26 protein-coding genes and 6 tRNA genes are annotated in these 26478 nt (G+C 73.3%); 21 read left to right on the top strand and 11 right to left on the bottom strand.

Going from position 1 to position 26478, the window contains the following annotated elements:
* Window positions 1-244 precede the first annotated feature (244 nt).
* The 3 genes from DTB53_RS05800 (at window position 245) to DTB53_RS05790 (ending at window position 2659) form a co-directional block, all read left to right on the top strand.
* A complete protein-coding gene (locus DTB53_RS05800; protein ID WP_012381646.1) occupies window positions 245-1405 on the top strand; it encodes a glycerophosphodiester phosphodiesterase in 1161 nt (386 codons plus the stop codon).
* A 160-nt stretch (window positions 1406-1565) separates the two neighbouring features.
* A complete protein-coding gene (locus DTB53_RS05795) occupies window positions 1566-2138 on the top strand; it encodes a sigma-70 family RNA polymerase sigma factor (protein WP_012381647.1) in 573 nt (190 codons plus the stop codon).
* Between the two features lie 17 nt (window positions 2139-2155).
* Entirely contained in the window at window positions 2156-2659 is a 504-nt protein-coding gene (locus tag DTB53_RS05790; RefSeq protein ID WP_030704485.1) for a GNAT family N-acetyltransferase, read from the top strand.
* Between the two features lie 36 nt (window positions 2660-2695).
* On the opposite strand, the gene DTB53_RS05785 is transcribed toward DTB53_RS05790, so the two are convergent.
* Both DTB53_RS05785 and DTB53_RS05780 read right to left on the bottom strand, forming a co-directional pair.
* The gene (locus DTB53_RS05785) at window positions 2696-3136 is read right to left on the bottom strand and encodes a hypothetical protein (protein WP_012381649.1); all 441 of its coding nucleotides are present in this window, start codon (window positions 3134-3136) and stop codon (window positions 2696-2698) included.
* Window position 3137: 1 nt separating this feature from the next.
* The gene (locus DTB53_RS05780) at window positions 3138-3497 is read right to left on the bottom strand and encodes a hypothetical protein (RefSeq protein ID WP_003970287.1); all 360 of its coding nucleotides are present in this window, start codon (window positions 3495-3497) and stop codon (window positions 3138-3140) included.
* Window positions 3498-4096: 599 nt separating this feature from the next.
* On the opposite strand from DTB53_RS05780, the gene DTB53_RS05775 reads away from it, so the two are divergent.
* The 8 genes from DTB53_RS05775 to DTB53_RS05740 all read left to right on the top strand — a co-directional run bounded on the left by DTB53_RS05775 (window position 4097) and on the right by DTB53_RS05740 (window position 15530).
* Window positions 4097-5173, top strand: coding sequence for a methionine ABC transporter ATP-binding protein (locus tag DTB53_RS05775; protein ID WP_003970289.1), 1077 nt, complete (start codon window positions 4097-4099; stop codon window positions 5171-5173).
* Window positions 5170-5838 (top strand): methionine ABC transporter permease, encoded by a 669-nt coding sequence (locus tag DTB53_RS05770; RefSeq protein ID WP_003970290.1) that lies wholly within the window; start codon window positions 5170-5172, stop codon window positions 5836-5838. The genes DTB53_RS05775 and DTB53_RS05770 overlap by 4 nt, the downstream gene beginning before the upstream one ends.
* An 80-nt stretch (window positions 5839-5918) precedes the next feature.
* Window positions 5919-6785, top strand: coding sequence for a MetQ/NlpA family ABC transporter substrate-binding protein (locus tag DTB53_RS05765; RefSeq protein WP_012381651.1), 867 nt, complete (start codon window positions 5919-5921; stop codon window positions 6783-6785).
* A 101-nt stretch (window positions 6786-6886) separates the two neighbouring features.
* Window positions 6887-7573: a GNAT family N-acetyltransferase gene (locus DTB53_RS05760; protein WP_030704483.1), complete on the top strand. Its 687-nt coding sequence runs from the start codon at window positions 6887-6889 to the stop codon at window positions 7571-7573.
* A gap of 108 nt (window positions 7574-7681) precedes the next feature.
* Window positions 7682-8920 carry a precorrin-6y C5,15-methyltransferase (decarboxylating) subunit CbiE gene (gene cbiE / locus DTB53_RS05755; RefSeq protein WP_003970295.1) on the top strand — a complete coding sequence of 413 codons (1239 nt, stop codon included), beginning with the start codon at window positions 7682-7684 and terminating at the stop codon, window positions 8918-8920.
* 334 nt (window positions 8921-9254) lie between these two features.
* Window positions 9255-13058, top strand: a complete 3804-nt coding sequence (cobT, locus tag DTB53_RS05750) for a nicotinate-nucleotide--dimethylbenzimidazole phosphoribosyltransferase (protein ID WP_012381653.1) — start codon at window positions 9255-9257, stop codon at window positions 13056-13058.
* A gap of 300 nt (window positions 13059-13358) precedes the next feature.
* The gene (gene cobA, locus DTB53_RS05745; RefSeq protein WP_012381654.1) at window positions 13359-14642 is read left to right on the top strand and encodes a uroporphyrinogen-III C-methyltransferase; all 1284 of its coding nucleotides are present in this window, start codon (window positions 13359-13361) and stop codon (window positions 14640-14642) included.
* Window positions 14643-14711: 69 nt separating this feature from the next.
* Window positions 14712-15530, top strand: a complete 819-nt coding sequence (locus tag DTB53_RS05740; protein WP_003970298.1) for a TrmH family RNA methyltransferase — start codon at window positions 14712-14714, stop codon at window positions 15528-15530.
* Between the two features lie 29 nt (window positions 15531-15559).
* Here DTB53_RS05740 and DTB53_RS05735 read toward each other — a convergent pair whose 3' ends face one another.
* On the bottom strand, window positions 15560-16879 hold the full coding sequence (locus DTB53_RS05735; protein WP_012381655.1) for a serine/threonine protein kinase: 1320 nt from the start codon (window positions 16877-16879) through the stop codon (window positions 15560-15562).
* 613 nt (window positions 16880-17492) lie between these two features.
* On the opposite strand from DTB53_RS05735, the gene DTB53_RS05730 reads away from it, so the two are divergent.
* From DTB53_RS05730 to DTB53_RS05720, 3 genes are all read left to right on the top strand, one after another.
* The gene (locus DTB53_RS05730) at window positions 17493-17699 is read left to right on the top strand and encodes a hypothetical protein (protein ID WP_012381656.1); all 207 of its coding nucleotides are present in this window, start codon (window positions 17493-17495) and stop codon (window positions 17697-17699) included.
* Window positions 17700-17996: 297 nt separating this feature from the next.
* Window positions 17997-18959 carry a phosphotransferase family protein gene (locus tag DTB53_RS05725; RefSeq protein ID WP_012381657.1) on the top strand — a complete coding sequence of 321 codons (963 nt, stop codon included), beginning with the start codon at window positions 17997-17999 and terminating at the stop codon, window positions 18957-18959.
* A gap of 65 nt (window positions 18960-19024) precedes the next feature.
* Window positions 19025-19327, top strand: a complete 303-nt coding sequence (locus DTB53_RS05720; protein WP_003970303.1) for a TFIIB-type zinc ribbon-containing protein — start codon at window positions 19025-19027, stop codon at window positions 19325-19327.
* Window positions 19328-19445: 118 nt separating this feature from the next.
* On the opposite strand, the gene DTB53_RS05715 is transcribed toward DTB53_RS05720, so the two are convergent.
* From DTB53_RS05715 to DTB53_RS05695, 5 genes are all read right to left on the bottom strand, one after another.
* A tRNA-Val gene (locus DTB53_RS05715) sits at window positions 19446-19520 on the bottom strand.
* A gap of 23 nt (window positions 19521-19543) precedes the next feature.
* Window positions 19544-19615 (bottom strand) — tRNA-Val (locus DTB53_RS05710).
* A gap of 36 nt (window positions 19616-19651) precedes the next feature.
* A tRNA-Val gene (locus DTB53_RS05705) sits at window positions 19652-19723 on the bottom strand.
* Window position 19724: 1 nt separating this feature from the next.
* Window positions 19725-19798 (bottom strand) — tRNA-Cys (locus tag DTB53_RS05700).
* A gap of 38 nt (window positions 19799-19836) precedes the next feature.
* A tRNA-Gly gene (locus tag DTB53_RS05695) sits at window positions 19837-19909 on the bottom strand.
* A gap of 145 nt (window positions 19910-20054) precedes the next feature.
* On the opposite strand from DTB53_RS05695, the gene DTB53_RS05690 reads away from it, so the two are divergent.
* The 3 genes from DTB53_RS05690 to DTB53_RS05680 all read left to right on the top strand — a co-directional run bounded on the left by DTB53_RS05690 (window position 20055) and on the right by DTB53_RS05680 (window position 22829).
* Window positions 20055-21110: a chorismate-binding protein gene (locus tag DTB53_RS05690; protein ID WP_012381658.1), complete on the top strand. Its 1056-nt coding sequence runs from the start codon at window positions 20055-20057 to the stop codon at window positions 21108-21110.
* Window positions 21110-21931, top strand: coding sequence for an aminotransferase class IV (locus DTB53_RS05685; protein WP_012381659.1), 822 nt, complete (start codon window positions 21110-21112; stop codon window positions 21929-21931). Before DTB53_RS05690 ends, DTB53_RS05685 begins: the two co-directional genes overlap by 1 nt.
* Window positions 21932-21992: 61 nt before the next feature.
* On the top strand, window positions 21993-22829 hold the full coding sequence (locus DTB53_RS05680; protein WP_003970306.1) for a GNAT family N-acetyltransferase: 837 nt from the start codon (window positions 21993-21995) through the stop codon (window positions 22827-22829).
* A gap of 13 nt (window positions 22830-22842) precedes the next feature.
* Here the strand turns inward: DTB53_RS05680 and DTB53_RS05675 are convergent, their stop codons facing one another.
* Window positions 22843-23361: a DsbA family protein gene (locus tag DTB53_RS05675; RefSeq protein WP_003970307.1), complete on the bottom strand. Its 519-nt coding sequence runs from the start codon at window positions 23359-23361 to the stop codon at window positions 22843-22845.
* A gap of 167 nt (window positions 23362-23528) precedes the next feature.
* On the opposite strand from DTB53_RS05675, the gene DTB53_RS05670 reads away from it, so the two are divergent.
* Together DTB53_RS05670 and DTB53_RS36795 are read left to right on the top strand one after the other, a co-directional pair.
* Window positions 23529-23999: a hypothetical protein gene (locus DTB53_RS05670; protein ID WP_012381661.1), complete on the top strand. Its 471-nt coding sequence runs from the start codon at window positions 23529-23531 to the stop codon at window positions 23997-23999.
* A 181-nt stretch (window positions 24000-24180) separates the two neighbouring features.
* The gene (locus tag DTB53_RS36795) at window positions 24181-24336 is read left to right on the top strand and encodes a hypothetical protein (protein ID WP_003970309.1); all 156 of its coding nucleotides are present in this window, start codon (window positions 24181-24183) and stop codon (window positions 24334-24336) included.
* A gap of 24 nt (window positions 24337-24360) precedes the next feature.
* On the opposite strand, the gene DTB53_RS05665 is transcribed toward DTB53_RS36795, so the two are convergent.
* Window positions 24361-24957, bottom strand: coding sequence for a CGNR zinc finger domain-containing protein (locus DTB53_RS05665; protein ID WP_012381662.1), 597 nt, complete (start codon window positions 24955-24957; stop codon window positions 24361-24363).
* A 255-nt stretch (window positions 24958-25212) separates the two neighbouring features.
* A complete protein-coding gene (locus DTB53_RS05660; protein WP_003959770.1) occupies window positions 25213-25626 on the bottom strand; it encodes an SsgA family sporulation/cell division regulator in 414 nt (137 codons plus the stop codon).
* A gap of 190 nt (window positions 25627-25816) precedes the next feature.
* Here DTB53_RS05660 and DTB53_RS05655 point away from each other — a divergent pair, with 190 nt between their 5' ends.
* Both DTB53_RS05655 and DTB53_RS05650 read left to right on the top strand, forming a co-directional pair.
* Window positions 25817-26272 (top strand): TIGR02611 family protein, encoded by a 456-nt coding sequence (locus tag DTB53_RS05655; protein WP_003970311.1) that lies wholly within the window; start codon window positions 25817-25819, stop codon window positions 26270-26272.
* 54 nt (window positions 26273-26326) lie between these two features.
* Window positions 26327-26398 (top strand) — tRNA-Val (locus DTB53_RS05650).
* The last annotated feature ends 80 nt before the right edge of the window (window positions 26399-26478 follow it).

Raw genomic sequence — 26478 nt, 5'->3', positions numbered from 1 at the left:
GCCTGGCCGGCCGCGATGGAACGGGTCGTACGGGCGGTGGCCGGTGCCGACGGGTGATGGTCGGTGCAGGTGAGGACGATACTCGCGGGTATGCCCTGATCGCACATCGGGTTCACGGAGCGGATACACGGTGTTGACGTGTGTTTCCGCCATGTTGGCCGAGGAGCCGTCCTCTCGTACGCCTCCCAGCCTACGATCGGGCCTCGCTCGACCGGTCCCGGACATCACCAAGCGAGGAGCATTCATGACGGAGCGTGCGCGGAAGACCCCTGGCCGGCGGAGCCTCCTGGGCGCCGCGGTCCTCGGTACCGCGGCCCTGGGCCTGCCCGCCACCGCCGCCCGGGCCGCCGAGCCGGGCCGAGGCCACGGCGGCGGCCACGGATCGCTGCGCGATCTGCCCGTGCCGACGGTGGTCGGCCACCGCGGGGCGAGCGGCTACCGCCCCGAGCACACCCTCGGCTCCTACCAGCTGGCCCTCGACATGGGCGCGCACATCATCGAGCAGGACCTCGTGCCGACCAAGGACGGCCACCTCGTCTGCCGCCACGAGAGCGACATCACCGCCACCACCGACGTCGCCGACCACCCCGAGTTCGCCGGCCGCAAGGCCACCAAGAGCATCGACGGCATCTCCTACACCGGCTGGTTCACCGAGGACTTCACCCTCGCCGAACTGAAGACCCTGCGGGCCAAGGAGCGCATCCCGGGCACCCGGCCGGACAACACCCTCTACAACGGCCGCTGGACGGTCCCCACCTTCGAGGAGGTGCTGCGCTGGGCGGAGAAGGAGGGCCGCAGGCGCTCCAAGCCGGTCTGGCTGTACGTGGAGACCAAGCACCCCACCTACTTCCGCAAGCTGGGCCTCGGCCTGGAGGAGCCGCTCGCCCGGCTGCTGCGCCGCTACGGCCGGGACCGCGGGAACTCCGCGCTCATCCTCCAGTCCTTCGAGCCCGGCTCGGTCCAGCGCCTCGCGCGCCTCGTCGACACCCCGCGCATCGTCCTGCTCTCCGGCCCGAAGGAGCGCCCCTGGGACTTCGTCGAGTCGGGCGACCCGCGCACCGTCGCCGACCTGGTGAAGCCCGCCGGGCTGGCGTGGATGGCCTCCTTCGCGCAGGGCATCGGCCCCACCCTCGACCTCGTCATCCCCAAGGACGCCTCGGGCCGGCTCACCACCCCGACCACGCTGGTCCGGGACGCGCACGCCAAGGGCCTGCGGCTGCACCCGTACACGCTGCGCAACGAGAACAGCTTCCTGCCCGCCGACTTCCGGCGCGGCACCGACCCCAACGCCTACGGGGACGTGTTCGGCGCCTGCGCCGCCTACCTCGCCACCGGCATCGACGGCATCTTCGCCGACCAGCCGGACACGGCGCTGCTCGCGGCGGCCGACCACGCCGGGCGCTGACCCGGTACGGAGGCGGGCGCGGGACCACGCGCGTACGCGGACACGGCGCACCCCGCGTACCCGGGGTGCGCCGTCAGCCGCCCGCCCCCGGTGTGCCCCGGTCGGGTGGCGCCGCGCCGCCGGGGCAACCGCCGGCTGCCGCCGGCACGTCCGCCGGGGCATGACGCCTCTCGACCACGACCCCGGCCCGGCCGCCTCCACCGCCCTCGTCGTCCGCGCCTTACAACCCCTGGTGCGCGCGGAGGCGAGGGCCGAGGCCCCGGCCGCCGGGCTCGACCCCGCCGACCTCGAACAGAGCGTCTGGGTGCGGCTGCTGGAACGCCCGGCCGCCGCCGGACCACCCGCCGACGCGGCCCGCTGGGTGCGCGACACCGTACGGGGAGAGGCCCGCCGCGGACGCCGCACGGCCCGCCGGGAACGCCCGTACGCCGGAACGGAACCCGCCGCCGGACCGGCCGACTGCCCGGAACGCGCCGCCCTCGGGGCCGCCGAACGCCGAGCGCTGCGCTCCGCGCTGGCCCGACTGCCCGGCCGCTGCCCCCGGCTGCTGGAGGCGATGCTCGCCCCCACCGACCCGACCTACCGGGAAATCGCAGGGGAGTTGGGTATGTCACAGGGGAGCTTGGGCCCGATCCGTTCCCGTTGCCTTGGATGTCTGCGCAGAATGCTGGCTGCGGAGGTTGTCGCTCCTTCCGTGCGGGAAAGGAGCGGTAGGCAACCGGCGAACAGGTGAGCGGGAGGCGTGCACACATGGGCATGAGCGTGACCATCTCGGCTGCGACGGCACAGGACGTCGAGCAGATCTTCAGACTCCAGTACCTCTGCTTCCAGCGCGAGGCGGAGCTGTACGACAACTACCGGATCGACCCGCTCGTCCAGACCCTCGAATCCCTGCGCGCCGAGGTCGCCGACGACCTGGTGTTCGTGGCCCGGCTCGGGGACGAGGTCGTCGGCTCGGTGAGAGGCGTCACCGACCCGGACGGCACGGGCCTCATCGGCAAGCTCTGCGTCCACCCCCGGCTCCAGGGCCACGGCCTCGGGGCCAGGCTGCTGCTCGCCGCCGAGTCCGCGCTCGCCGCCGAGCGGGCGGCGACCCGCTTCCGGCTGCACAGCGGACACCGCAGCGAGGGCAATCTGCGGCTCTACCGGCGGGCCGGATACGCCCAGGTCGGGGCGGTCACCGGAGCCGACGGCGTCCGGATGGTCCTGCTGGAGAAGGACGCGGCAGACCGGGACTTCGTGGCCAGCGCCTGACCGTGCGCCGCGCGCGGCGGGGCCGGAACGGCGTCGCTACACCGCGACCGTCTTCGCGCGGCGCAGCCAGATCATCCCGGTGACCGGCAGGATCACCGGGATGAAGAGGTAACCCATCCCGAAGTCCGACCACACCGTCGAGTCCGGGAAGGCGGTCGGCTCCGCCAGCGTCCACGCGCCGACGACCAGCACACCGAGCAGCTCCGCCGCGCAGCACACCAGCGCCGCCCGGCGGGCCTTCTCCCCGCCGCGCACCAGCGAGTACGTGATGAAGCCGTACACCAGAGCGGCGACGGCAGACAAGGTGTACGCGAGCGGCGCCCGGTCGAAGCCCCGGGCCATCTCGACGATCGTCCGCGAGGCCGCCGCGACCGTGAACACCCCGTAGAACCAGACCAGGACCCGGCCGGGCCCGGTGCCCAGTTCGAAGGACGGCTTCGGGGCCGCGGCCACCTCGGGGCGGTCGGTGTCGCTCACGTCAGTTTCCCCAGATGTCATAGAGCCGGACCTCCAGAACCGCCAGCACGACCGCGCCCGCCGCGACCGTGACCGAACCCCAGCGGGTCCGCTCGGTCAACGACAGGAAACCGGCCGCGGGCACGGCGGCGAACGAACCGATCAGGTAGGCGATGAACACCGCCATGCCCTGCTCCGGCCGCTCCCCGCGCGCCAGCTGCACGACACCCACGACCAGCTGGGCCAGCGCCAGCACGGAGACGACCGCCATCCCGATGAAGTGCCAGTCCTTCGTCGGCTGGTCCCGGTAGGCGGCATGTCCGCACCAGGCGGCGAGGGCGAGCGCGGTCACGGCGACCGCGACCGTCAGGGCGTCAAGCATGAGTCGAGGGTATTACGGACGGAACGCCCGCCCGCGTGCGGCCCCGGCCACCACCCGGGCGGCCACCGCACCGGGGCCCGCACCGTGGCCTTGGCCACAACCGGCGGACGAGGTTCCGCTCCCCGGGCGCCCGCCTCCCTCCGGGCCCACCCCCGAGATCGCCGTGTCATCGCAGGTCAAAGCCGTGCACCGGGGACCCTTCGCGACAACCGGAACGTCGCCATCCGGCCATCCAGCACTGTCCGCTATGCGGACAACCGGGATCGCGGAGACCGCACGTCTGTTTTACTTGGCCCATGACCACGACGAGCAGCCGCACCCTTGCGACCGAGGCGATCAGCACGCCCGGTGCTCGTTGTATGTGTCGAATGCGCGCCTTCTGAGGGCCCCCGCCTGAGCCTCGCGCCCCGAAGCGAGACCGAGCCTGCGCCGTCCGCACCCCGCGGAACGAGCGCGCCCGCGCATGCGCTGCCCCCCGGCCGACCGCCGCCCACAGCCATGCCGAGACACCCGGCCGACCAGCCCGAAAAGTCTCTTCAGACGAATGCCCCGTGCCCGGCGGACACCGCGCCGCGCACTCGACAGTGACGGAAACCCCTGTGATCACCACGACGGGCCTCACGAAGGTCTACCAGTCGCGCGACCGTGAGGTCACCGCACTCGACGGCGTCGACCTGCACGTCCGCGAAGGCGAGGTGTACGGCGTCATCGGACAGAGCGGCGCCGGCAAGTCCTCCCTGATCCGCTGCGTCAACCTCCTGGAACGCCCCACCTCCGGCACCGTGACGGTGGCCGGCCAGGACCTCACCGCCCTCGCCGGCCGCGGTCGGCGGGCGAGCGCCGAACTGCGCCGGGCCCGCACCCGCATCGGCATGGTCTTCCAGCACTTCAACCTGCTGGGCTCCCGCACCGTGCTGGACAACGTGGAGCTGCCGCTGGAGATCCTCGGCGTCTCCGGCCGGGACCGCACCCGCAAGGCCGGGGAACTCCTCGACCTGGTCGGCCTCGCCGACAAGGCGAAGGCCTACCCCGGACAGCTCTCCGGCGGCCAGAAGCAGCGCGTGGGCATCGCGCGCGCCCTCGCCGGCGACCCCCAGGTGCTGCTGTCCGACGAGGCGACCTCCGCACTCGACCCCGAGACCACCCGCTCCATCCTCCAACTGCTGCGCGACCTCAACCAGCAGCTCGGCCTGACCGTCCTGCTCATCACCCACGAGATGGACGTCGTCAAGACCGTCTGCGACTCCGCGGCCCTCATGCGGCGCGGCCGGATCGTCGAGTCCGGGACCGTCGCGGAACTCCTCGCCACCCCCGGCTCCGAACTGGCCCACGAGCTGTTCCCGGTCGGCGGGACCGCCTCCGGCCCCGACCGTACGGTCGTCGACGTCACCTTCCAGGGGGAGTCGGCCTCCCGGCCGGTCATCTCCCAGCTCTCCCGCACCTACAACATCGACATCTCGATCCTCGGCGCCGCGATGGACACCGTCGGCGGCAGGCAGATCGGCCGGATGCGCATCGAGCTGCCCGGCCGCTTCGAGGAGAACGTCGTCCCCATCGGCTTCCTGCGCGAGCAGGGCCTCCAGGCCGAGGTCGTCGAGGACGAGACCGGCCCGCAGGCCGCCACCGTCGTACCGGAGCAGACGCCCGCCGCGCTCACCAAGGAGGTCGTCAAGTGACCTGGTCCGAAATGCAGCCCCTGCTCACCCAGGGCACCGTCGACACCCTCTACATGGTGCTGTGGTCCGCGCTGGTCACCGTCGTGGGCGGACTGCCGCTCGGCGTTCTGCTGGTCCTCACCGACCAGGGCGGACTGCTCCAGAACACCGCGGTCAACAAGGTCGTCGGCGTGATCGTGAACATCGGCCGCTCCCTGCCGTTCATCATCCTGCTGATCGCCCTGATCCCGTTCACCACCTGGGTCGTCGGCACCTTCATCGGTCCCACCGCGATGATCGTGCCGCTCGCCGTCGGAGCCATCCCGTTCTTCGCCCGGCTCGTCGAGACGGCGATCCGCGAGGTCGACCACGGACTCGTCGAGGCGGTGCAGTCGATGGGCGGCTCCATCCCCACGATCGTCCGCAAGGTGCTCCTCCCGCAGGCCCTGCCCTCGCTCGTCTCCGGCGTCACCACCACCCTCATCGTGCTCATCGGCTACTCCGCGATGGCCGGAGCGGTCGGCGGCGAAGGACTCGGCTCCCAGGCCATCACCAACGGATTCCAGCGTTTCGACAACCGGTTCATGCTGGTCACCGTCGCGCTGCTGGTCGTCATCGTCACGGTGATCCAGCTGATCGGCGACCTCGCCGTCCGGCTCCTCGCCCGCCGCGGTCGCACCGCCTAGGTCCGTCCCCCTGAACTTTCCGTCCCACCGAGCCCGAACTCCTTGTCCGGGCGCACCACCACAAGAAAGAGGCACTTTTCGTGCGCAAGAACATCAAGATCACCGCAGCCGCCGCCGCCACCGCCGCCCTCGCGATCGGCCTCAGCGCCTGCGGTACGTCCTCCGACCCGGCGTCCAAGAGCGAGACCGGCGCGAACGCCGACACCTCCAAGGCCCTCGTCGTCGCCGCGTCCCCGACGCCGCACGCCGACATCCTGAACTTCGTCAAGAAGAACCTGGCGAAGAAGGAGGGCCTCAACCTGGAGGTCAAGGAGTTCACGGACTACGTCCTGCCGAACACCGCCACCCAGAACGGCCAGGTCGACGCCAACTTCTTCCAGCACAAGCCCTACCTGGACGACTTCAACGCGAAGCAGAAGACCACCATCGTGCCCGTGGTCAACGTCCACCTGGAGCCGCTCGGCCTCTACTCCAAGACGGTCAAGGACCTCAAGGACATCAAGGCCGGCCAGACCGTCGCCGTCCCCAACGACACCACCAACGGGGGCCGCGCCCTCCAGCTGCTCGCCGAGAACGGCCTGATCACCCTCAAGGACGGCGTCGGCACCAGCGCCAAGCTGAGCGACATCACCGACAAGAAGGGCCTGGAGTTCAAGGAGCTGGAGGCCGCCACCGTGCCCCGCGCCCTGAGCGACGTGGACGCCGCCGTCATCAACGGCAACTACGCCATCGAGGCCGGCCTGAAGCCCGGCAAGGACTCCCTCGCCCTGGAGAAGGCCGAGGGCAACCCGTACGCCAACTTCCTGGCGGTCAAGGACGGCAACGAGAAGGACCCGCGCGTCGAGAAGCTCGCGAAGCTCCTCAACTCCGACGAGGTCAAGAAGTTCATCGAGGACACCTACCAGGGCTCGATCACCCCGGCCTTCGGCACCCCCGCCAAGTCCTGACGCCCACCCGGCACTTGCCGGCCGAGCCCCGCCCCTCCCTCCCGGAGGCGCGGGGCTCCGTCGTGCCGACCCGCCCATGCACAAGGCCGCCCCGATGCTGCATGCTGTGCTTTTACCCGGTCTTCGGCATGGAGCTGCGCATGACTATCACCTTTCCGTCCATCTCCATCAGCACGGACAGGTTGGTGATGCGCCCCTTCGAGATGGCCGACATCCCCGCGTACATCGAGATGATGAACGACGAGGCGGTCACCGCGTGGATGGACGGGCCGAACCCGTACACCCAGGTCGACGCCGAACGGTGGGTGCGCAGAATCGCTCCCGCGGAGCGCACCGCGGGCCACGGCATCGCCCTCGCCGTCACCGAGTTCCTCACCCAGCGGCTCGTCGGCAGCGTCCGCCTCCTCAACACCGACTGGCGCACCCGCTCCACCGAGGTCCGCTACATCACCGCCCCCTGGGCCAGGGGCGAGGGGTACGCCACCGAATCCGTGCTCGCCATAGCCCAGTGGCTCTTTCGCGACCAGGGCTTCGAACGCATCGAGCTGCGCACCCCCGCGGACAACACCGCCTCCCAGCAGGTCGCCCAGAAGCTCGGCTGCATCAGCGAGGGCGTCCTGCGCAACGCCCGCATCGCCCGGACCCGGACCGAGAACGGCACCGACGGCGGCTGGACCGACATCCGCACCGACCTGATCGTCTGGGGCCTCCTCCCCGAAGATCTCGAAGGGGTGGCGGAACAGCTCGCCGACGCCGGCGACTACGGCACGTACAACACCTGGAAGTAGCGCCCGAGGCCCCCCGGAAGACCGAGGTGGGGACCAGGTACTCTCACCCCTGCCCGGCACGCACGGGCAACGCCCCGCACCCTCCGACACCCCAGGAGACAGACGACGATGGCCGACCGGGTCACGGTGATCGGCTGGGACGGCTCGCCACTGCCCGGAGCGGCCACTTCCGCGCTCTCGGCCGCCACGCTCGTCGCCGGCGCCGCGCACCACCTCGCCCTGCCGGAGGTCCCCCCGCACGCCGAACGCGTCCGCCTCGGCAGCGTCGACCTCGCCGCCCGCAGGATCGCCGGACACCGCGGCAGTGCCGTGGTCCTCGCCGACGGGGACCCCGGATTCTTCGGCGTCGTCCGCACCCTGCGCGCCCGTGAACACGGCCTGGAGGTCGAGGTCGTTCCCGCCGTCTCCTCCGTGGCCACCGCCTTCGCCCGGGCCGGCATGCCCTGGGACGACGCCCAGATCGTCGTCGCCCACCCCCGCACCCTGCGCCGCGCGGTCAACGTCTGCCGGGCCCACCACAAGGTCGCCGTCCTCACCTCACCGGGCGCCGGCCCCGCCGAGCTGGCCCTCCTCCTCGACGGCATCCACCGCACCTTCGTCATCTGCGAGGAGCTCGGCACCGACCGCGAGCGCGTCACCGTGCTCACCTCCGACAAGGCGGCCGACCACGCCTGGCGCGACCCCAACGTCGTCATCGTCGTCGGCGGCGGACCCGAGACCACCACCGCCGGCGCCTGGATCGCCGGCCGGCCGCCCGCCCACCCCCAGGGGATACGGGGCTGGGCCCTGCCCGCCGAGGCCTACCGGGCCGCCGGGGCCGAGCGGATGCAGGAGTCCGGCGAGGGCGAGTTCCCCGGCCTGCGCGCCGCCCAGCTGGCCCGCCTCGGCCCCCGCACCGGCGACCTGGTCTGGGACATCGGCTCCGCCGGCGGCGCCTTCGCCGTCGAGGCGGCCCGCTTCGGCGCGGCGGTCCTGGCCGTGGACGACGACCCGGCCGCCTGCGCCCGCACCGAGGCCGCCGCCCGCGCCTTCGGAGTCCCCGTCCAGGTCGTCCGGGGCCGCGCCCCGCACGTCCTGGAACGGCTGCCCGAACCGGACGTCGTACGGATCGGCGGCGGGGGAGTCCCGGTGGCCCGGGCCGTCATCGACCGGCGACCGGAACGCATCGTCACGCACGCCTCCAACCGGGACGAGGCCGAGGCGCTCGGCGCGGCCCTCACCGGCAACGGCTACACCGTCGAGTGCTCGCTGCTCCAATCCGTCGACCTGGACACCGAGGTGTGGACCGAGCGCGAGAGGGCCGTCGTGTTCCTGCTCTCCGCGGGGCGTTCCGACCTCGCCCCCTGACCCGTTCGGCCCGGCGCGGAAGGTAGGCTGGCGGATTGTTGTACCGCACCCGGCCGTTCGTCGTTTCGTTCGTCAATATCCGGAAAAGTGGACTGTTTTGGTCCGCATTGTGGTACGGCACAACCCCGGGGGACGCGCAACGTGGCGCAGTCCACAGTGAGCCGTGGCAGAACAGCCTGTCGCGGCGGCGAACGGCCGCGAGAATAGGAAGCCCCGCGGGCGTTTCGTGCCGCGCGGCGAGCCCGCTCGTTCTTGATGACGAGCACCGGCGTGCCGTGGTTCGGCGTCCCGGGCGAAGGGCCGAAGGAGCACTGACGATGGGCGAGGGGTACGCATGACTGACACCGGCCAGATCCCGGGCGAGGGACTGCCGGAGAACGCAGGCATGGTGGAGCAGCCGGGCATCCCCGCCCCGGACGCGTACACCTTCCTCGACCCCTCCGAGCACACTCCCGAGGACGACGACCTTCTTCTGATGCCCACCTCCCAGGGCGCCTGGAGCGAATCACAGGCCGCCCCGGCCCCAGCGCAGGGCAGGCCCGCCACGCAGACCGCGGTGGCGCAGCCCGCCGCTCCCGAGCACGCCGCGCCCCAGCCCCAGCCCCAGGTCCCCGCCCAGCAGGGCCAGGCCGCTCCCGCCGCCGCCCCCGCGGAGACGCACAGCACCCATGAGTCCGGTGGCCGCGACTCCGGCTCCGTGGACCTCAACGGCGTACGCGTTACCGCGCCCGGGCCCGCACCGGTCGGCGCGCACCCGGCCCCCGCCCCGGCCCCCGCCGCAGCCCGTCGCCCGTTGCACCGGGGCCCCTCCGCCGACGCCCCGGCGTACGGCGGCACCCAGGGCGGCGTCGTGCGCTCGCTGGCCGACCGGGGCCCCGCCGGAGCCACCCGGACCGCCGCTCCCGCACGCCACGCGGGGCCGCCGACGGCCGGCCCCGAGACCGTCGACGTGCCGCCGGCCCAGGACCCCGCTACCCTGCCCGGCCCGCAGCTGGGCGAGATCCCGCCGCAGGCCGGCGCCCCGTGGGGGGCCCAGCCGCCGGAGCAGACGCCCGCCGGGCAGGCCGTCGTGGCCGAGGTTCCCGCCGAGCAGCCCGTCGTGGACCAGGTGCCCGCCGGGCAGGCCGCCGCGGGCGAGGTTCCCGCCGAGCAGCCCGTCGTGGACCAGGTGCCCGCCGAGCAGGCCGCCGCCGCGACGGCCCAGCAGCCTGAGCCGGTGGTCGAGGCCGCGCCGGTCGCGGCCGAGCAGCCGGTGACCGAGGAGGTCGCGGCCGATCCCGCGGCGGTCGCGCAGCCGGTGGCCGAGGAGGCCGCGGTGGACGCACAGGCCGAGGTCCAGGCCGCGGAGCAGGTTCAGCCGGCTCCGCCGGTCCAGGAGGCCCGGTCGGCCGAGCCGGTGGCCGTGTCCGCCCCGGCGGATCTTTCGGCCGCCCCGGTCGAGCAGCCGGTGCAGCCCGCCGCCGAGGCGCAGCCGGAGCCGGCCCCGCAGGCCGTCGAGGCCCCCCAGGCCGTCGAGACTCCGCAGACGGTCGAGACGTCGCAGGCCGTTCCGGCAGAAACGGTTCCGGGGCCGGTCGCCGTCGAGATGCCGGCCGCCGCCGGCCCCGTCGTCGTCCCGGAGCCCGGGGCGGCCCCGCCGGAGGCGCCCGGACAGGCCCCGGCCGAAGAGACGGCCGCCCCCGGGACGCCGGAGCAGGTGGAGGGGCAGGCCGCTGCCGCCGTGGCCCCGGAGCCCGAGGCCCGCGCCGTCCCGGTGGAGGCCGCGGCCCCCGCATCCTCGGCCCCGGCACAGGACACGCAGGTCGTCGAGCCGGTGGCGCAGCCCGAGCCCGTACAGCCCGAAGCGGCGGTGCGGCCCGAGCAGGAGCAGCTTGTCGCACCGTCCCCCGAGCCGGTCCCGGCCGCAGCGGCGGCCGAGGGCCCGGAGGCCGCCGCGGCTCCGGAAGCCGTCGCGACTCCGCAGACGGTCGTGGCGGAGCCGGTGGCCGAGCCGTCGGCCGAGCCCGTGCAGCCCCAGCCCGAGCCCGTCGTCGCGGAGCCCGTGGCCCACGTGGCGTCCGCCGAGCCCGTGACGGAGGCAGAGGAGGGAGCGGAAGAGGCGGCTGTGCCGGAGCCGACGGCCGGGCAGCTCCCTGTTGCGGACCACGAAGCCTCCCAGGCCCCCGCACCCGTCGCCGAGCACGGTGGAGCGACGGAGTCCGGCGCAGCCGACGTGCTCCCGCCCGATGCCGAGGACGGCACCGGCCCCGAGGTCATCGAGACTCCCGAGATCCCGGATCCCGCCCAGCAGGAACAGGCCGCCGACCGACCGGCACGGGCCGAGGCGCCGCAGCACCCCGAGGCCGCACAGCAGCCGGAAGGTCCCGCGGAGCCCGCCGAATCCGCCGAGGAGTCCGAGCCGTTCACCCCGCCCGCCCCCGGCTACGACGACGCCGAACGGGAAGCGGTCCTGCGGGTCATGCGCGAGCGCCGGGACATCCGCAACGGCTTCCGCGGCGACCCGATCCCGCACGAGGTCCTGCTCCGGGTGCTGGAGGCCGCGCACACCGCGCCGAGCGTCGGCCACTCGCAGCCGTGGGACTTCGTCGTCATCCGCTCGGCGGAGACCCGCCGCTCCATGCACGAACTGGCCCAGAGGCAGCGCGACGCCTATGCCAAGTCGCTGCCCAAGGGCCGGGCGAAGCAGTTCAAGGAACTGAAGATCGAGGCGATCCTCGACACCCCGGTCAACATCGTCGTGACCGCCGATCCCACCCGCGGCGGCCGGCACACCCTCGGCCGGCACACCCAGCCCCAGATGGCGCCGTACTCCTCCGCCCTCGCCGTGGAGAACCTGTGGCTCGCCGCGCGCGCCGAGGGCCTCGGCGTCGGCTGGGTCAGCTTCTTCGACGAGCGGGAGATGGTCCGGGCGCTCGGCCTCCCCGAGCACCTGGAGGTCGTGGCCTACCTCTGCGTCGGCTACGTCGACGAGTTCCCCGAGGAGCCCGAGCTGATGCAGGCGGGCTGGTCCAAGCGCCGCCCGCTGTCCTGGGTCGTCCACGAGGAGACGTACGGCCGTCGCGCGCTGCCCGGCGCCGAGCCGCACGACCTGCTCCAGGAGACGATCTCCGCGATCCGCCCGCTGGACGCGAAGGCGCTCGGCGAGGCGTGGGAGCGCCAGAAGCGGATGACGAAGCCCGCCGGTGCGCTCGGCATGCTGGAGATCATCTCCGCGCAGCTGTCCGGGCTCTCCCGGATGTGCCCGCCGCCGATCCCGGAGCCCGCGGCCGTCGCGATCTTCGCCGGTGACCACGGGGTGCACGCCCAGGGCGTCACGGCGTGGCCGCAGGAGGTCACCGCGCAGATGGTGGCGAACTTCCTGGGAGGCGGAGCCGTGTGCAACGCCTTCGCGGCGCAGGTCGGCGCCGAGGTCTGTGTCGTGGACGTGGGCGTGGCGACGGACCTGCCCGCGACCCCGGGGCTGCTGCCCCGCAAGGTACGCGCGGGAACGGCCGACTTCACGACGGGCCCCGCCCTCTCCCGGGAAGAGGTCCTCGCGGCGATCGAGGTGGGCATCGAGACCGCCCGGGACCTGGTGGCAGCGGGCAACAAGGCCCTGCTCACCGGCGAGATGGGGATCGCCAACACCACCGCGTCGGCCGCCCTGATCTGCGTGTACACGGGGATCGACGCCTCCGAGGTGACCGGCCGGGGGACCGGCATCAACGACGAGATGCACGCCCGCAAGGTCGACGTCGTCCGCCGCGCCCTCGACCTCCACCAGCCGGACCCGGCCGACCCGATCGGCGTACTCGCGGCGGTCGGTGGTCTGGAGCACGCGGCGATGGCCGGCTTCCTCCTCGGCGGCGCCTCCCTGCGTACGCCGGTGGTCCTGGACGGCGTGAGCGCGGGGGCAGCCGCCCTGGTCGCCCGTGCCATCGCCCCCGAGGCGCTGGCCGCCTGCATCGCCGGCCACCGCAGCGCCGAGCCCGGCCACGTGGCCGCGCTCAACAAGCTGGGCCTGCGCCCGCTGGTCGACCTCGACCTGCGGCTGGGCGAGGGCACCGGTGCGCTGCTGGCACTCCCGATCGTGCAGAGCGCGGCCCGGGCGATGCACGAGGTGGCGACGTTCGACTCGGCAGGCGTAACGGAGAAGTAGGACGCCCACCGCCCGGTCCGGCGTCCCCCTCCCGGCCTTCCGGCGGAGGAACGGGGTCCGGGACGCGGCCCCGGGGCCCGGCCCGTCGGGCGTTCGAGGACAAGAGGGCCCGGGGCGGCCGCGCGGTTCCGGGAGGGGACGGGGCAGGGGGAGGCCCGCCGCGGGCGCCCCCGCCCCGGGCCCCCACCCACCCCCACCCCGTATCGTGTTCCCACCCGCACCCCCGCTTTCCGCACGTCACAGCCGCTCCACCGCCGCAGCGGCACGCAACGCAGCACCCGCACGAGGAGCCGTACCGCCATGGCCGAGCACGCCGACCACGCCGACCACCCCGCGTACCCCGTAGGCCTGCGCCTGTACGGCCGCCGCGTCGTCGTGGTCGGCGGCGGCCAGGTCGCCCAGCGCAGGCTGCCGCAGCTCATCGCCACCGGGGCCGTCATCACCCTGGTCTCCCCGTCCGCGACGCCCTCCGTCGAGGCCATGGCGGACGCCGGGGAGATCCGCTGGGAGCGCCGCCGCTACGAGGACGGCGACCTCGCCGACACCTGGTACGCCCTGATCGCCTCCTCCGACACCGCGGCCAACGACGCCGCCTCCGCCGAGGCCGAGCGCACCCGCACCTGGTGTGTCCGGGCCGACGACGCCGAGGCCGCCACCGCCTGGACCCCCGCGACCGGCCGCATCGACAACATCACCGTCGCCGTCCTCAACACCACTCCCCGGGGCCGCGACCCCCGGCACTCCGCCGCCCTTCGCGACGCCATCGTCGAAGGCCTGCGCGACGGCACCCTCGCCGCCCCGCACCACCGCACCCGCACCCCCGGCGTCGCGCTCGTCGGCGGCGGCCCCGGCGACCCGGACCTGATCACGGTGCGCGGCCGGCGCCTCCTCGCCGAGGCCGACGTGGTCATCGCCGACCGCCTCGGCCCCCGTGACCTGCTCGACGAACTCCCGCCGCACGTCGAGGTGATCGACGCCGCCAAGATCCCGTACGGCCGGTTCATGGCCCAGGAGGCGATCAACCAGGCGCTCATCGAGCACGCCAAGGCGGGCAAGTCCGTCGTCCGGCTCAAGGGCGGCGACCCGTTCGTCTTCGGCCGCGGCATGGAGGAGGCCCAGGCGCTGGCCGCCGAGGGCATCCCCTGCACGGTCGTCCCCGGGATCTCCAGCACCATCTCCGTCCCCGGCGCGGCCGGCATCCCGGTCACCCACCGGGGCGTCGCCCATGAGTTCACCGTGGTCAGCGGCCATGTCGCCCCCGAGGACCCGCGCTCCCTGGTCGACTGGGAGGCCATAGCCCGGCTGCGCGGCACCCTCGTCCTGCTGATGGCCGTCGACAAGATCGGCGCCATCGCCGCCGCCCTCGTCGCCCACGGCAAGGACCCGGCCACCCCGGTCGCCCTCGTCCAGGAGGGCACCACCGCCGCCCAGCGCCGCGTCGACGCGACCCTCGCGGACGTCGGTGAGCGCGCCGTGGCCGAGGACGTGCGCCCGCCCGCCGTGATCGTCATCGGCGAGGTCGTCGCGGTCGGCCCGGACTCCGCACCGGCAACCGGTCAGGACCGGCCGGGCGACCAGGAATGAAGTAACCCGCGGTTACCCATCTCCCTCCCAGGCGTTGGCACCACTCACCGGACAAGGCAGTATCACCCTGTGGCAGAACTCATCACCGTCGACGACCCCGACGACCCCCGGCTGAGCGACTACATCGGCCTGACCGACGTGGAGTTGCGGCGACGGCGCGAACCCGCCGAAGGCCTCTTCATCGCCGAGGGCGAGAAGGTGATCCGCCGAGCCCGGCAGACCGGCTACGAGATGCGGTCGATGCTGCTCTCGGCCAAGTGGGTCGACGTCATGCGCGACGTCATCGACGAGGTCCCGGCCCCGGTGTACGCCGTCGCCCCCGAGCTGGCCGAACGGGTCACCGGCTACCACGTCCACCGCGGCGCGCTCGCCTCCATGCAGCGCAAGCCGCTGCCCGCGTCCGAGGAACTGCTCGCCACCGCGCGCCGGGTGGTGATCATGGAATCGGTGAACGACCACACCAACATCGGCGCCATCTTCCGCAGCGCGGCGGCCCTGGGCATGGACGCGGTCCTGCTCTCCCCGGACTGCGCCGACCCGCTCTACCGGCGCTCCGTCAAGGTCTCCATGGGCGCCGTCTTCTCCGTCCCCTACGCCCGGCTCGAAGCCTGGCCCAAGGCACTGGAAGGGGTACGGGAGGCCGGCTTCCGGCTCCTCGCCCTCACCCCGGACGCCAAGGCCACCAGCATCGACGAGGCGGCCCCGCACCGGCTGGAGCGGGTGGCGCTGATGCTCGGCGCGGAGGGCGACGGACTGTCCACGCAGGCCCTGATGGCCGCCGACGCCTGGGTCCGCATCCCGATGGCGCACGGTGTCGACTCACTGAACGTGGGCGCCGCGGCGGCGGTCGCCTTCTACGCGGTGGCCACGGGACGCCCGGAGAGCTGAGCACGGCCGGGCCCGGCCGGGTCCCGGCGTCAGGACGGCCGCGGCGGCTCCTGCGCGGCCTGCGCCTGCGGCGCCCGATGCTGCTGCTCCACCCCGGCCCCGCCGCCCAGCCCGCGCGCCGGCCCCTGGCAGCCCTGTGCCGTCGCGATGCCCAGCGCCACCAGCAGCGTCACCACGACGAACACCACCAGCCGCTGGCGCAGCAGCCGCGGATTGGCCGGACGCCGCCCCGCGGAGGTCGTACGCCCCCCGGAGCGGGTTCCCGGCCGGCCGTTCGTCCCGGGCGGGGGCCCCTGCCGCCTCCCGGACCGCGTCGTGTCACGCGAAGCCTGCTGCGGGCGCGAGCCACCGGTGCGCGGCGGCCCCGAACGCCCGGACGCGCCGCGCCTGCCCGGCTGGGGCCGGGAGCCGGACGGGCCTTCCGAGCGGCGGGTGTGCTGATCGGCGTACGGGTCGGCCATCCGGCCGGTCGGCCGGTCGGCGTCCTGGGCGGAGCGCTGGACGGGCGGCCGGCTCTCGTGCAGCCCCTGCGCTTCGCGCGCCGCGATCTCCTTGAGCCGCATGGACAGTTGCAGCGTGCTCGGCCGCTCCTCCGGATCCTTCGCCAGACAGGCGCTGATCAGCGGGGCCAACGCGTCGTGCACCCCGCGCAGCTGCGCCTCCTCGTGCACCACGCGGTACAGCATCACCTCGGAACTGCCGTGCCCGAAGGGGGAGTCGGCCATCGCCGCGTACGCCAGGGTCGCGCCGAGCGAGAAGACGTCCGTCGCGGGCGTCACGGCCGCGCCCCGGACCTGCTCGGGCGCGAGGAACCCCGGCGACCCCACCGCCGTACCGACATGGGTGAGCGTGCTCGCCCCGGTCGCCCAGGCGATGCCGAAGTCGATGATGCGCGGGCCCTTGGGGGAGAGGAGGATGTTCGAGGGCTTCAGGTCGCGGTGGACCACCCCCGCCTCGTGCACCGCCACGAGACCCTCGGAGAGCGCCGCCCCGATCGAGGCGACCTCGGCGGCGGCCAGCGGGCCCTCCTCGGCGACCTTGTCGTGCAGGGAGGGGCCGGGCACGTACTGCGTCGCGAACCAGGGGCGGTCCGCCTCCAGATCGGCGGCGACCAGCCGGGCCGTGCAGCCGCCGCGGATCCGCCGGGCCGCCGACACCTCGCGCGCGAACCGCGAGCGGAACTCCTGATCCTCCGCCAGGTCGGGCCGGATCACCTTGAGCGCCACCCGCTGGCCGCGCCGGTCGGAGCCGAGGTAGACGACGCCCATGCCGCCCGCGCCGAGCCGCCGGTGCAGCCGGAACGAGCCGACGAGACGCGGGTCCTCGCGCCGGAGCCGCATCATCGCCATCGTCTGCCCATCCCCGCTGCCTGGTCCGCCTGACGAGGCACAGCTTACGTACCCCGCGCCCGGCGCGCTCAGAGGCCGCGCCCTCGCGGGGGATTCGATTGTCCGTGCCGGGCGGGAGAGGTGAAGAGGGGTCAGGGCACGGCGGATCGGGGCCCCCGGGCCGCCCGGCCCGCCCAAGGGGCCGTCGAGCAGGGGCGATTGGATCACCGCCGCAGCCGCGGGACGCGACCGTCACGGAGCCCGCGACCACCGCCCGGGCCCATGGCCGGGTGGTGTCCCGGAGGGCCCCCGGGCGCCGGGCGACGGTCCGCCGGGCGGTCGGCGTGAGTGAAGTCACCCGGCACACGCGCCCCGGGGACCGGCCGACGCCACGAACCGTGACGAACGGTCCCGGGCGTCCCCTCCGGGATGACCCCAACCTCCGGTGGTCCGTCTCCACCCAGGGGAGTACGCGGACCGACGACGGCTCATCCTCCGGGAGGCCCGGGATTAGGTACGCGGGCATGACGCCCCGTGCTCGCCGGTTACCTAATGTTGAGGTCAAGCGGCGGGCGCAGCACTCGTCCCCCGAGGTCACACGCCCGCCGCTCCCCATCAGGTCAGGAGAGGAACCATGTCGGACACGGCAGCGCGGACCATGGTCCGCACGCGGGGACGCAGGGCGTACGCCGCGTTCGGCACGCGTTCGTCCGGCACCCGCCACCCCTTGGTGGCGACGGCGATGGTCCTTCCCCTGGCGGCCCTGCTGGCGGTCGTCTTCGGCGGCTGGGAAGCGGTGGTCACACAGGCGTCGTCCGTGGCGGTGATGCTGGGGCGCTGAGCGGCGCCCGAGGTCCGGAAGAGCGGTCCGGACCCGCACATCCGGCCAACAGCCCCGTGGGGACGGGGGTGCGGCGGACGGCAGCGTTTGTCCGGTCAGCTGGGGAGCTGACCGGGCATCGCGCTGTCCGGGCCCCTTCGCTGTTCCGTCGGGTGCTCCGGCCTCCGAAGGAAGCGGCCCCGGAGGCGCTTCTTCGACGATCCGGCCCGGTCGGCGGCTGCCGGCGCGGACGGCCCGGCGCGTTACGCTCACGGCGGGACCGGTGCCACGCCGGGCCGACCGCCCCCGGGGGAACCGTTGACCACCACCCAGAGCTCAGTCGTCCGTGACCTGGGCGCCCTCGCGCACCGCCTCTCCCATCCCGCCGCGGCGCGCTGCGGGTGCGAGCCGCCGCAGATCCTCGCCGACCGGCCCGACGGCACGGTGGTCCGCAGCGGCGCGATCGTCGCGAAGGCGCACGCGGCCGACACCGACCGCGAGGCGCTGGCCGCCCGGCTCGCCCTGGCCGCCGACCCGCGGCTCACCGGCATCCTGCTCCCGCCGCTCACCCTCCCGCCGCCCGCCGGTCCCGGTGCCCGTCCGGTCACCCTCTGGCCGCTCGGCACGCCCGTCGATCCCGACGACCCCGGGGCGGCTCCCTGGGCCGAGGCCGCGGTGCTGCTCGCCCGTCTGCACCGGACGGAGCCGCCGCCGCGGCTTCCGCCGACGCGTGGCCCGGCCAAGGCCGCGCGGGCCGTCGCCCGGATGTCCGCCGCCCTTCCCGGCGACCCGGCCGTCCTGCCCGTGCTGGCCGGCTGGCGGGCCCTGCCGCCCTGGGCCCGGGGCGAGACCCCGGCGCCCGCCCGGAGGGACGGTTTCCTGTGCCACGGGGACCTGCATCTCGGCCAGCTCGTCCGCCACCCCGCCCCCGACGGGCCCTGGCTGCTCATCGACGTGGACGACGCGGGGGTGGGCGATCCGGCCTGGGACCTCGGCCGGCCCGCCGCCTGGTACGCCGCCGGACTCCTGGCCGCCGAGGACTGGTCCGCCTTCCTGGACGCCTACCGGTCCGCCGGGGGACCCGCGGTGCCCGCCGACGGGGACCCCTGGCCCGCACTGGACGTTCCGGCCCGCGCGCTGACGGTGCAGACGGCGGCGCTCGCCCTCGCCAAGTGCGCCGCGGAGCAACGGGATCCGGACGAGCTCGAACAGCTGATGATCGAATCCTGTGCCCGAATCGCTACGTTGCCGCCCCAGTTGGCCACCGATCCCGCGTCGTAGGGTGAACGGACCGTGGCCGGGCAGACATTCCGGCGACGGCACAACGAGGGCGAGGAGCCGAGCCGATGATGCAGTGTCCGAAGTGTCACGCACCGATGAACACGTACAACCGCAACGGCGTCCAGATCGAGCAGTGCAGCGGCTGCCGGGGGATATTCCTCGACTACGGCGAGCTGGAGTCGCTCACCCGCCTGGAGTCCCAGTGGTCCCAGCAGGCCCCGCCCGCGCCCCCCGCCCCGCAGGCCTACCCGGCCGCTCCTCCCGCCGCCCACGCCCCCGCCTGGGGCGCGCCGCAGCACGGCGGTCACGGTGGGCACTACGGCCACCACCGCCAGAAGGGCTTCGGCCGGATGCTGTTCTCGTCCTGATCGTTTCCGGTGTTCGTTCGCTCGGTGTCCCGGCGGCCACTGTGCCGCCGGGACACCGAGGTGACGGGCCGTGCGACGAAAGAACCCCCGGTCGTGGAGACGACCGGGGGTTCTCGTGTGGTGCGCGATACTGGGATTGAACCAGTGACCTCTTCCGTGTCAGGGAAGCGCTCTCCCGCTGAGCTAATCGCGCGGGGCGGACCTGCGTGTACTGCGTGCGCGATACTGGGATTGAACCAGTGACCTCTTCCGTGTCAGGGAAGCGCTCTCCCGCTGAGCTAATCGCGCGGGGATCCTTGCGGACCGGTGATCCTTGCGGATCAGTGGACGATACTGGGATTGAACCAGTGACCTCTTCCGTGTCAGGGAAGCGCTCTCCCGCTGAGCTAATCGTCCTTGGAGGTGGAGACGGGATTTGAACCCGTGTAGACGGCTTTGCAGGCCGTTGCCTCGCCTCTCGGCCACTCCACCAGGGATGGGGGCTCGGGAAGAATCCCCCACCTTCTGCGAGCGGACGACCAGGTTCGAACTGGCGACCTCAACCTTGGCAAGGTTGCGCTCTACCAACTGAGCTACGTCCGCTTGTCTTTCCCGGTTCGCTTGCGCGTCCCGGCGACGTGTTGAACTCTAGCGGATTCCTGGGCCAGTACAAAAACGCGTTTGTGCAGCGTGCTGCGGTGACCTCGCCCCGACGCAGGTCACCGCGCACCGTCCTAGACTCATTCGCGTGTCCGACCTCGCCCCCTTGGCCCGTTTCGACGGCCTCATCGCCTCCGGTCTGCAGGATGTGACCCACGATCCCGCGGCTCTCGACTCATCCGGTTTCTGGGCGGTATGTGCCGATTTCGAAGGGCGTCCCGTCTGCGCCCGCTTCTCCGATGTGCGCCAGGAGGCGGTGCCCCCTCCCGTGCCCGGAGCGTGGCGCGGGCCCGCCACCGGCGACTGGACCTCCTCGCTGGACCGTGACGCCTACACGGCGGGCGTCCGGCGGATCCGTGAACACATCGCGGCGGGCGACGTCTACCAGGCCAACCTCTGCCGGGTGCTGTCCGCACCGCTCCCCGGCGGCGGGGCCGGGGCGGATGTCGACGCCCTGACCTCGCTGCTCGCGCGCGGCAACCCCGCCCCGTACGCGGGAACGATCCGGCTGCCGGGCCACGGCGTCGAGGTCGCCACCGCCTCCCCGGAACTCTTCCTCCGGCGCGACGGACGGACCGTGGAGTCCGGGCCGATCAAGGGCACCGGCCGCACCGAGAACGACCTGCTGGCCAAGGACCACGCGGAGAACGTGATGATCGTGGACCTGGTCCGCAACGACCTCGGCCGGGTCTGCGCCACCGGAAGCGTGAGCGTCCCCGACCTCTGCGTCGTCGAGAAACACCCGGGCCTCGTCCACCTGGTCTCCACCGTCCGGGGCCGGCTGGCCGACGGGGCGGGCTGGCCCGAGCTGTTCTCGGCGGCCTTCCCGCCCGGCTCGGTCACCGGGGCGCCGAAGTCCAGCGCACTGCGGATCATCGCCGAGCTGGAGCGGGCCCCGCGCGGACCGTACTGCGGGGCCATCGGCTGGGTCGACGCCGACCGGGGCACGGCCTCGCTCGCCGTCGGGATACGGACCTTCTGGATCGACCGGACCGGGCCCGCGCCCCTGCTGCGGTTCGGGACCGGGGCCGGGATCACCTGGGGATCCGACCCGGAACGCGAATGGGACGAGACCGAGCTCAAGGCCTCCCGGCTGCTCGCTGTAGCGTCGGGGGCGCATCTGGAGACGGAAGGGACCGCGTGATGAGGATCTGGGTCAACGGCGGACTGCGGGACGCCGACGACGCCCGGCTGTCGGTGCTCGACCACGGGCTGACCGTGGGCGACGGCATCTTCGAGACGGTGCGGACCAGCGAGGGACGCCCCTTCGCGCTGACCCGGCACCTCGCCCGCCTCACCCGGTCCGCCCGGGGTCTGGGACTGCCCGATCCGGACCACGACGAGGTGCGCCGCGCCGTCGCCGCGGTCGTCGAGGCCAACCCCGTCGCCCTGGGGCGCCTGCGGATCACCTGCACCGGCGGGCTGTCCCCGCTCGGCTCGGACCGGGGGACCGACGGGCCGAGCCTCGTCGTCGCCCTCGACGGGGTGAACCGGCGCCCGGACAGCACGGCGGTGATCACCGTTCCCTGGACGCGCAACGAACGCGGCGCGCTCGTCGGCCTGAAGACCACCTCGTACGCCGAGAACGTCGTCGCGCTGGCCCGGGCACGGGAGAGGGGCGCCTCCGAGGCGCTGTTCCCCAACACCGCGGACCGCCTCTGCGAAGGCACCGGATCCAACGTGTTCGTCGTCCTCGACGGTCGCGTCCACACCCCGCCGGTGACCTCCGGCTGCCTCGCCGGGATCACCCGCGCGCTGGCCGTGGAGTGGACCGGGGCCGAGGAGACCGACCTGCCGATGGACGTCCTCGCCGAGGCCGACGAGGTGTTCCTGACCTCGACGCTCCGGGACATCCAGGCCGTCCACCGGGTGGACGGCCGCGAGCTGACCCCGGAGATCGGGCCGGTGACGGCGAAGGCCATGCGGATCTTCGCCGAGCGGGCCGGCGACGACCTCGACCCGTAACCGGGCCCCGGCGGCCAGAAAAGCGCGTGACGGGGCGTCGCCCAGGGGATACAACCCCTTGATGACCACGACACTCCGGCCGTCCGGGCCGCTTCAGCAGGGCGCCGACGGCGCGCGGGCCCGCCACTACGACGTGTGCGACAACGGGCGGCCCGTCGGCGCCGTCGCGATCAGCACCGACGACGCGTTCGGCGCGACCGCCGGGGTGCTGCGCTCGCTCAGCGTCGAGGAGCCCCGGCGCAGACGCGGCCGGGGCACCATCGCCGCGCTCGCCGCCGAGGAGGTGCTGCGGGGGTGGGGCTGCACCCGGGTGCGGGTGGAGGTCCCCGCCGACAACGACCCCGCCCGCCGTCTCGCGGCCTCCCTCGGCTACACCGAGCGCAGCCGCAACATGGTCAAGGAGCTCGGCGCGGACACCGCCGCGCTCCCCGAGGGCCTCACCTCGCGCGCGATGGGCGACGAGGAGTTCGCCGCGTGGCGGCGGGAGGCGGTGCGCGCCTACGCGCGGAACTGGATCGACCGAGGGGTGCCGCCCGAGCAGGCCCGGCTCAAGTCCGAGGCCGACCACGCCGGCCTCCTGCCGGACGGACTGGCGACCGAGGGCACCCACTTCGAGGTGCTGGTGCGGGCGAGCCGGGTCGTCGGCCACGTGTGGGTGGCACGCCGGGAGCTGCCGCCCGGTGGCGACGCCGGGTTCGTCTTCGACGTCGAGGTGCGCGAGGAGCACCGGGGCCGTGGCCACGGCCGGACCCTGATGCTGCTCGCCGAGGGCATCACCCGCGGCTGGGGCGCGGACCGGCTCGGCCTGCACGTCTTCGCCACCAACACCCCCGCCCTGCGGCTGTACGAGTCCCTCGGCTACACGACGACGCGCTACAACCTGGCCAAGGCGCTCTAGCCGCTGCCGACCGCTACCTGTCCCGTGCGGCCAGGACGCCGTCGACGATCTCCTCGATCCGCTCGCGCAGCCCGTCCTGGCTCTTGCCGCCGTCCAGCCGCTCGTCGCCGATCACATAGGTGGGCGTACCGGTGACACCGATCGCCTTGCCCTCCGCGTGGTCGGCGTCGACGATCAGCAGGTGCCGCCCGTCGATCAGCGCGGTGTCGAACTCCTCGGCGTCCAGGCCCAGTTCGCGTGCCACGGCGAGGAGCACCGGCTCACCCGTGCGCCCGAGATCGGCGGTGCGGGACAGCAGGGCCTCGATGTACGGCCAGCCCTTGCCCTGGTCCGTCGCCTCCTCCGCCGCCTGGGCCGCGGCGTAGGCGTGCTTGTGCTTGTCCAGCGGGAAGTGCCGCAGCCGGATCTCGACGCCGTCCCCGTAGCGGGCGCGCAGGGCACGCACGTCGTCGAGGGCTCGGTGGCAGTCGGGGCATTCGAGATCGCACCAGAGGTCGAGGACGACCGGCGCCGCGGGGGAGGAATCGCTCATGTGCCCAGTCTTCCAGGCCGGGCGGGCGCGTCCCAACCGGCACCCGGCCACCCCCTGGGGAGGAGCCCGGCCCTGAAATGTCCCTGAGGTGGACGACCGCCGTGGCCCCGACGGCGGTCGCCGGTGCAGGATGGAAGGGACGTGTACCCCTGCGCCTGGAGGCCCTGATGCTTGCCGAGACCATCTGTTCCGCGGTGTCGGCGGCCGGCCTCGGCATCGCCGCGGTGACCGCCTACCGCAAGCGGTTCCTCACCGCGACGAGGATCGCCGCCTATTCCCTGGTCCCGGTCGGGCTCGTGCTGACCGGGGTCGTCGAGTGGGTCGCCGGGATCGCCTTCAAGCCGAGCGTCTGGCTCGGCTTCGGGGTGCTCGGCCTCTCCTGGCTGCTGTTCATGACCACCCGCGCCATCGAGCGCCGCAGCGGCACCACCCGCGCGGAGCGCAAGGCCGCGCGGGCCGCCGGACGGAACGAGGCGGTGGCCCCCGCGGCATCCGCCCCCTCGCTGGGGGCGGGCGGTGCGGCGGGACCCGCGGCGGCCGCGAAGCCGAAGGCGCGTTCCGGGAAGAAGCAGGAGGCCGCCGCCCCCGGCGACGACTTCAGCGACATCGAGGCGATCCTCAAGAAGCACGGCATCTGAGAAGCGCGGCGTCCGAGGCGTCGGCCGGCCCCGCCGGCGTGCGTTCCGGGCGGCGGTCCGAATGTCTGACGGCTCCCCGTACGCCGGAGCGAATATCGATGGCCACGGGACGGTGAACTCCCGGGAGAATGAAGCCGGTTGATCGCCAACACCGCCGCCGGTGCGTCATGATCACCCCGAGATGGTGGACACTTCCCGGGGCGATGCCCCCGCACCCCCCGCCGAAGAGGCCCGCGGCTGTCTTTTCGCGCTCTCCCAGCCGCCCCTGATGATCTTCCTGACGGTGATCGGGGGCCTGCTGCTGATGGCCGCGCTGCACGATCTCTTCGTGCTGTGACGCCTCGCGCCACCGTGCCGGGCGTCAGCCCGCGGCTTCCTTGCGCCGGGCCCGGTACGCCGCGACGTGGAGCCGGTTCCCGCACGTACGGCTGGAGCAGTAGCGGCGGGAGCGGTTGCGCGACAGGTCGACGAACGCGTGCCCGCAGTCCGGGGCCTCGCAGCGCCGCAGCCGCTCCTGCTCGCCCGCCACGATGATGAAGGCCAGCGCCATGCCGCAGTCGGCCGCGAGATGGTCGGCGATCGAGGCGTCCGGGGCGAAGTAGTGCACGTGCCAGTCGTAGCCGTCGTGGTCCGTGAGCTGCGGGGTGGTCCCGGCCGCCGCGACGAGCCGGTTGACCAGGTCGGCGGCGACGCGGGCGTCGGGCGCCGCGAAGACCTCGGCGAAGCGGGCCCGGACGTCGCGCACGGCGCCGAGGTCCTTCTCGCCGAGGGTGCCGACCCCGCTGATGAGATGGCGCTCCGCGAAGGCGTACAGCGCGGCGATGTCGGGGAGACCGTCCTCGGGCCCGCCCGCGTGTCTGTCGCCGGGGTCGTCCCCCGGCGGCTCGCTCTCCGGTGCGGTGTTCACCAGATCGACCACCGCGTCGAGGGCGATCCGGGTGTCGTGAGGGATCAGCACGCTTCGCTCCCTGGCCTTCCGGCGGGCGGGCGCCTGCCGATGGCGGCTGACTCTACTGGCTCGGCCGGCCGGTGCCGGGCCCGGTGCGGGCCCGGCGGAGAGCGGAACGGACCCCTCCGGCGGCGCGGCGGGGAACGCGCCGGCGCCGTCGTCGCGGTGGATTCCGCGACGACGGCGCCGGTGTCTGCCCTATGCGGTTGTCAGCACGACGCCGTCGCCCCGAGTCGGACGGCGTAGAGCGGCTCTCTGCCTGGCTCAGCTCTCGGCCAGGATGTGGGAGAGCTCCGTGTCGAGATCGAAGTGACGATGCTCGGTGCCGGGCGGAACCGCGGCGTCGGTCCTCTTCAGGAACGACTCCAGGGCCCGCGCCGGGGCTTCGAGCAGGGCTTCTCCCTCTGGGGAGCTCAGGGCGATGCATACGACGCCTTGACCGTGACTACGAGATGGCCAGACGCGGACGTCTCCGGTGCCGGTGGGCCGGTGCAGCCCCTCGGCAAGGAGGTCGCGGGCGAATACCCATTCGACCGTCTCCTCCGCTCCGGTGTGGAAGGTGGCGTGCACGGCATAGGGATCGGCCGTGTCATACCGCAGGCCCGCGGGTACAGGCAGTGAGGACTCGCTCGACACAACGAGGCGCAGGTGCAGCTCGCAGCTGACCGTGGTGTTCATAAGCGCCAGGGCCTTTCGCTCAGTGTGCGCTCGGGGATTCGCACGTCGGCGAAATCGACATGCCACCTACGGTGGCGTTGTAAACCCCTCTGACCCATTTGTGACGCTTCGGGTCCCCCGCTCAGCGGCGTGTAACTTTGAGTTATGCGCCCATTCCAGTGACGGAGACAGGTCGGGTAAGTTGAGCTTCATGAACGCGGAGAGTGACGAGCGGAGCAAGGTCGCCGAGCAGGCGTCCCCGGTATCCGCCACGGGGGAATCGGACCGGGAGGAACGCGCGCTGGGCTCGCGGGCGCCGGGTTTCATCAAGGCGTCCAAGGCGCTCCACCTGAGCTGGCAGGTCGGTGTCTTCATCGTCGGTCTCGGCGTGGTGATCGCGGGTGTGCTCATGCTGGTGCTGCCGGGCCCCGGCTGGCTGGTGATCTTCGGCGGCATGGCGATCTGGGCGACCGAGTTCGTCTGGGCCCAGCTGGTGCTGCGCTGGACCAAGCGCAAGGTCACCGAGGCGGCGCAGCGGGCCCTCGATCCCAAGGTCCGGCGGCGCAACATCATCCTCACCACGCTCGGGCTCGTGATCATGGCGGTGCTGGCCGGGATCTACGTCTGGAAGTTCGGGCTCACCATGCCGTGGAAGATCAGCGAGTAGCCCGGGGACGGTCCGGGAGCACCGCTGACATGGGGTAATGTTTGCGGTGCGCCCGGGCGATTAGCTCAGTGGGAGAGCGCTTCGTTCACACCGAAGAGGTCACTGGTTCGAACCCAGTATCGCCCACCCGGACAGAGGGCCCGGGAGACGGATTCCGTCTCCCGGGCCCTCTGCGTTGCCCACGCCACTGGCGCCCGGCCCGGGGA

Source organism: Streptomyces griseus (assembly GCF_900460065.1).
In the GTDB taxonomy this organism is placed as follows: Bacteria; Actinomycetota; Actinomycetes; order Streptomycetales; family Streptomycetaceae; genus Streptomyces; species Streptomyces griseus.
Note: the sequence above shows the minus strand (reverse complement) of the source record. Positions and strands in the feature narration are given on the sequence as shown.

Bases quoted from the DNA above. Each gene is read 5' to 3' on its own strand.
- DTB53_RS05800 (WP_012381646.1), top strand. From the start codon at position 245: ATGACGGAGCGTGCGCGGAAGACCCCTGGCCGGCGGAGCCTCCTGGGC.
- DTB53_RS05795 (WP_012381647.1), top strand. From the start codon at position 1,566: ATGACGCCTCTCGACCACGACCCCGGCCCGGCCGCCTCCACCGCCCTC.
- DTB53_RS05790 (WP_030704485.1), top strand. From the start codon at position 2,156: ATGGGCATGAGCGTGACCATCTCGGCTGCGACGGCACAGGACGTCGAG.
- DTB53_RS05780 (WP_003970287.1), bottom strand. From the start codon at position 3,497: ATGCTTGACGCCCTGACGGTCGCGGTCGCCGTGACCGCGCTCGCCCTC.
- DTB53_RS05760 (WP_030704483.1), top strand. From the start codon at position 6,887: ATGCTGTGCTTTTACCCGGTCTTCGGCATGGAGCTGCGCATGACTATC.
- cbiE (WP_003970295.1), top strand. From the start codon at position 7,682: ATGGCCGACCGGGTCACGGTGATCGGCTGGGACGGCTCGCCACTGCCC.
- cobT (WP_012381653.1), top strand. From the start codon at position 9,255: ATGACTGACACCGGCCAGATCCCGGGCGAGGGACTGCCGGAGAACGCA.
- cobA (WP_012381654.1), top strand. From the start codon at position 13,359: ATGGCCGAGCACGCCGACCACGCCGACCACCCCGCGTACCCCGTAGGC.
- DTB53_RS05735 (WP_012381655.1), bottom strand. From the start codon at position 16,879: ATGGCGATGATGCGGCTCCGGCGCGAGGACCCGCGTCTCGTCGGCTCG.
- DTB53_RS05730 (WP_012381656.1), top strand. From the start codon at position 17,493: ATGTCGGACACGGCAGCGCGGACCATGGTCCGCACGCGGGGACGCAGG.
- DTB53_RS05720 (WP_003970303.1), top strand. From the start codon at position 19,025: ATGATGCAGTGTCCGAAGTGTCACGCACCGATGAACACGTACAACCGC.
- DTB53_RS05685 (WP_012381659.1), top strand. From the start codon at position 21,110: ATGAGGATCTGGGTCAACGGCGGACTGCGGGACGCCGACGACGCCCGG.
- DTB53_RS05680 (WP_003970306.1), top strand. From the start codon at position 21,993: ATGACCACGACACTCCGGCCGTCCGGGCCGCTTCAGCAGGGCGCCGAC.
- DTB53_RS05675 (WP_003970307.1), bottom strand. From the start codon at position 23,361: ATGAGCGATTCCTCCCCCGCGGCGCCGGTCGTCCTCGACCTCTGGTGC.
- DTB53_RS05670 (WP_012381661.1), top strand. From the start codon at position 23,529: ATGCTTGCCGAGACCATCTGTTCCGCGGTGTCGGCGGCCGGCCTCGGC.
- DTB53_RS36795 (WP_003970309.1), top strand. From the start codon at position 24,181: ATGGTGGACACTTCCCGGGGCGATGCCCCCGCACCCCCCGCCGAAGAG.
- DTB53_RS05660 (WP_003959770.1), bottom strand. From the start codon at position 25,626: ATGAACACCACGGTCAGCTGCGAGCTGCACCTGCGCCTCGTTGTGTCG.
- DTB53_RS05655 (WP_003970311.1), top strand. From the start codon at position 25,817: ATGAACGCGGAGAGTGACGAGCGGAGCAAGGTCGCCGAGCAGGCGTCC.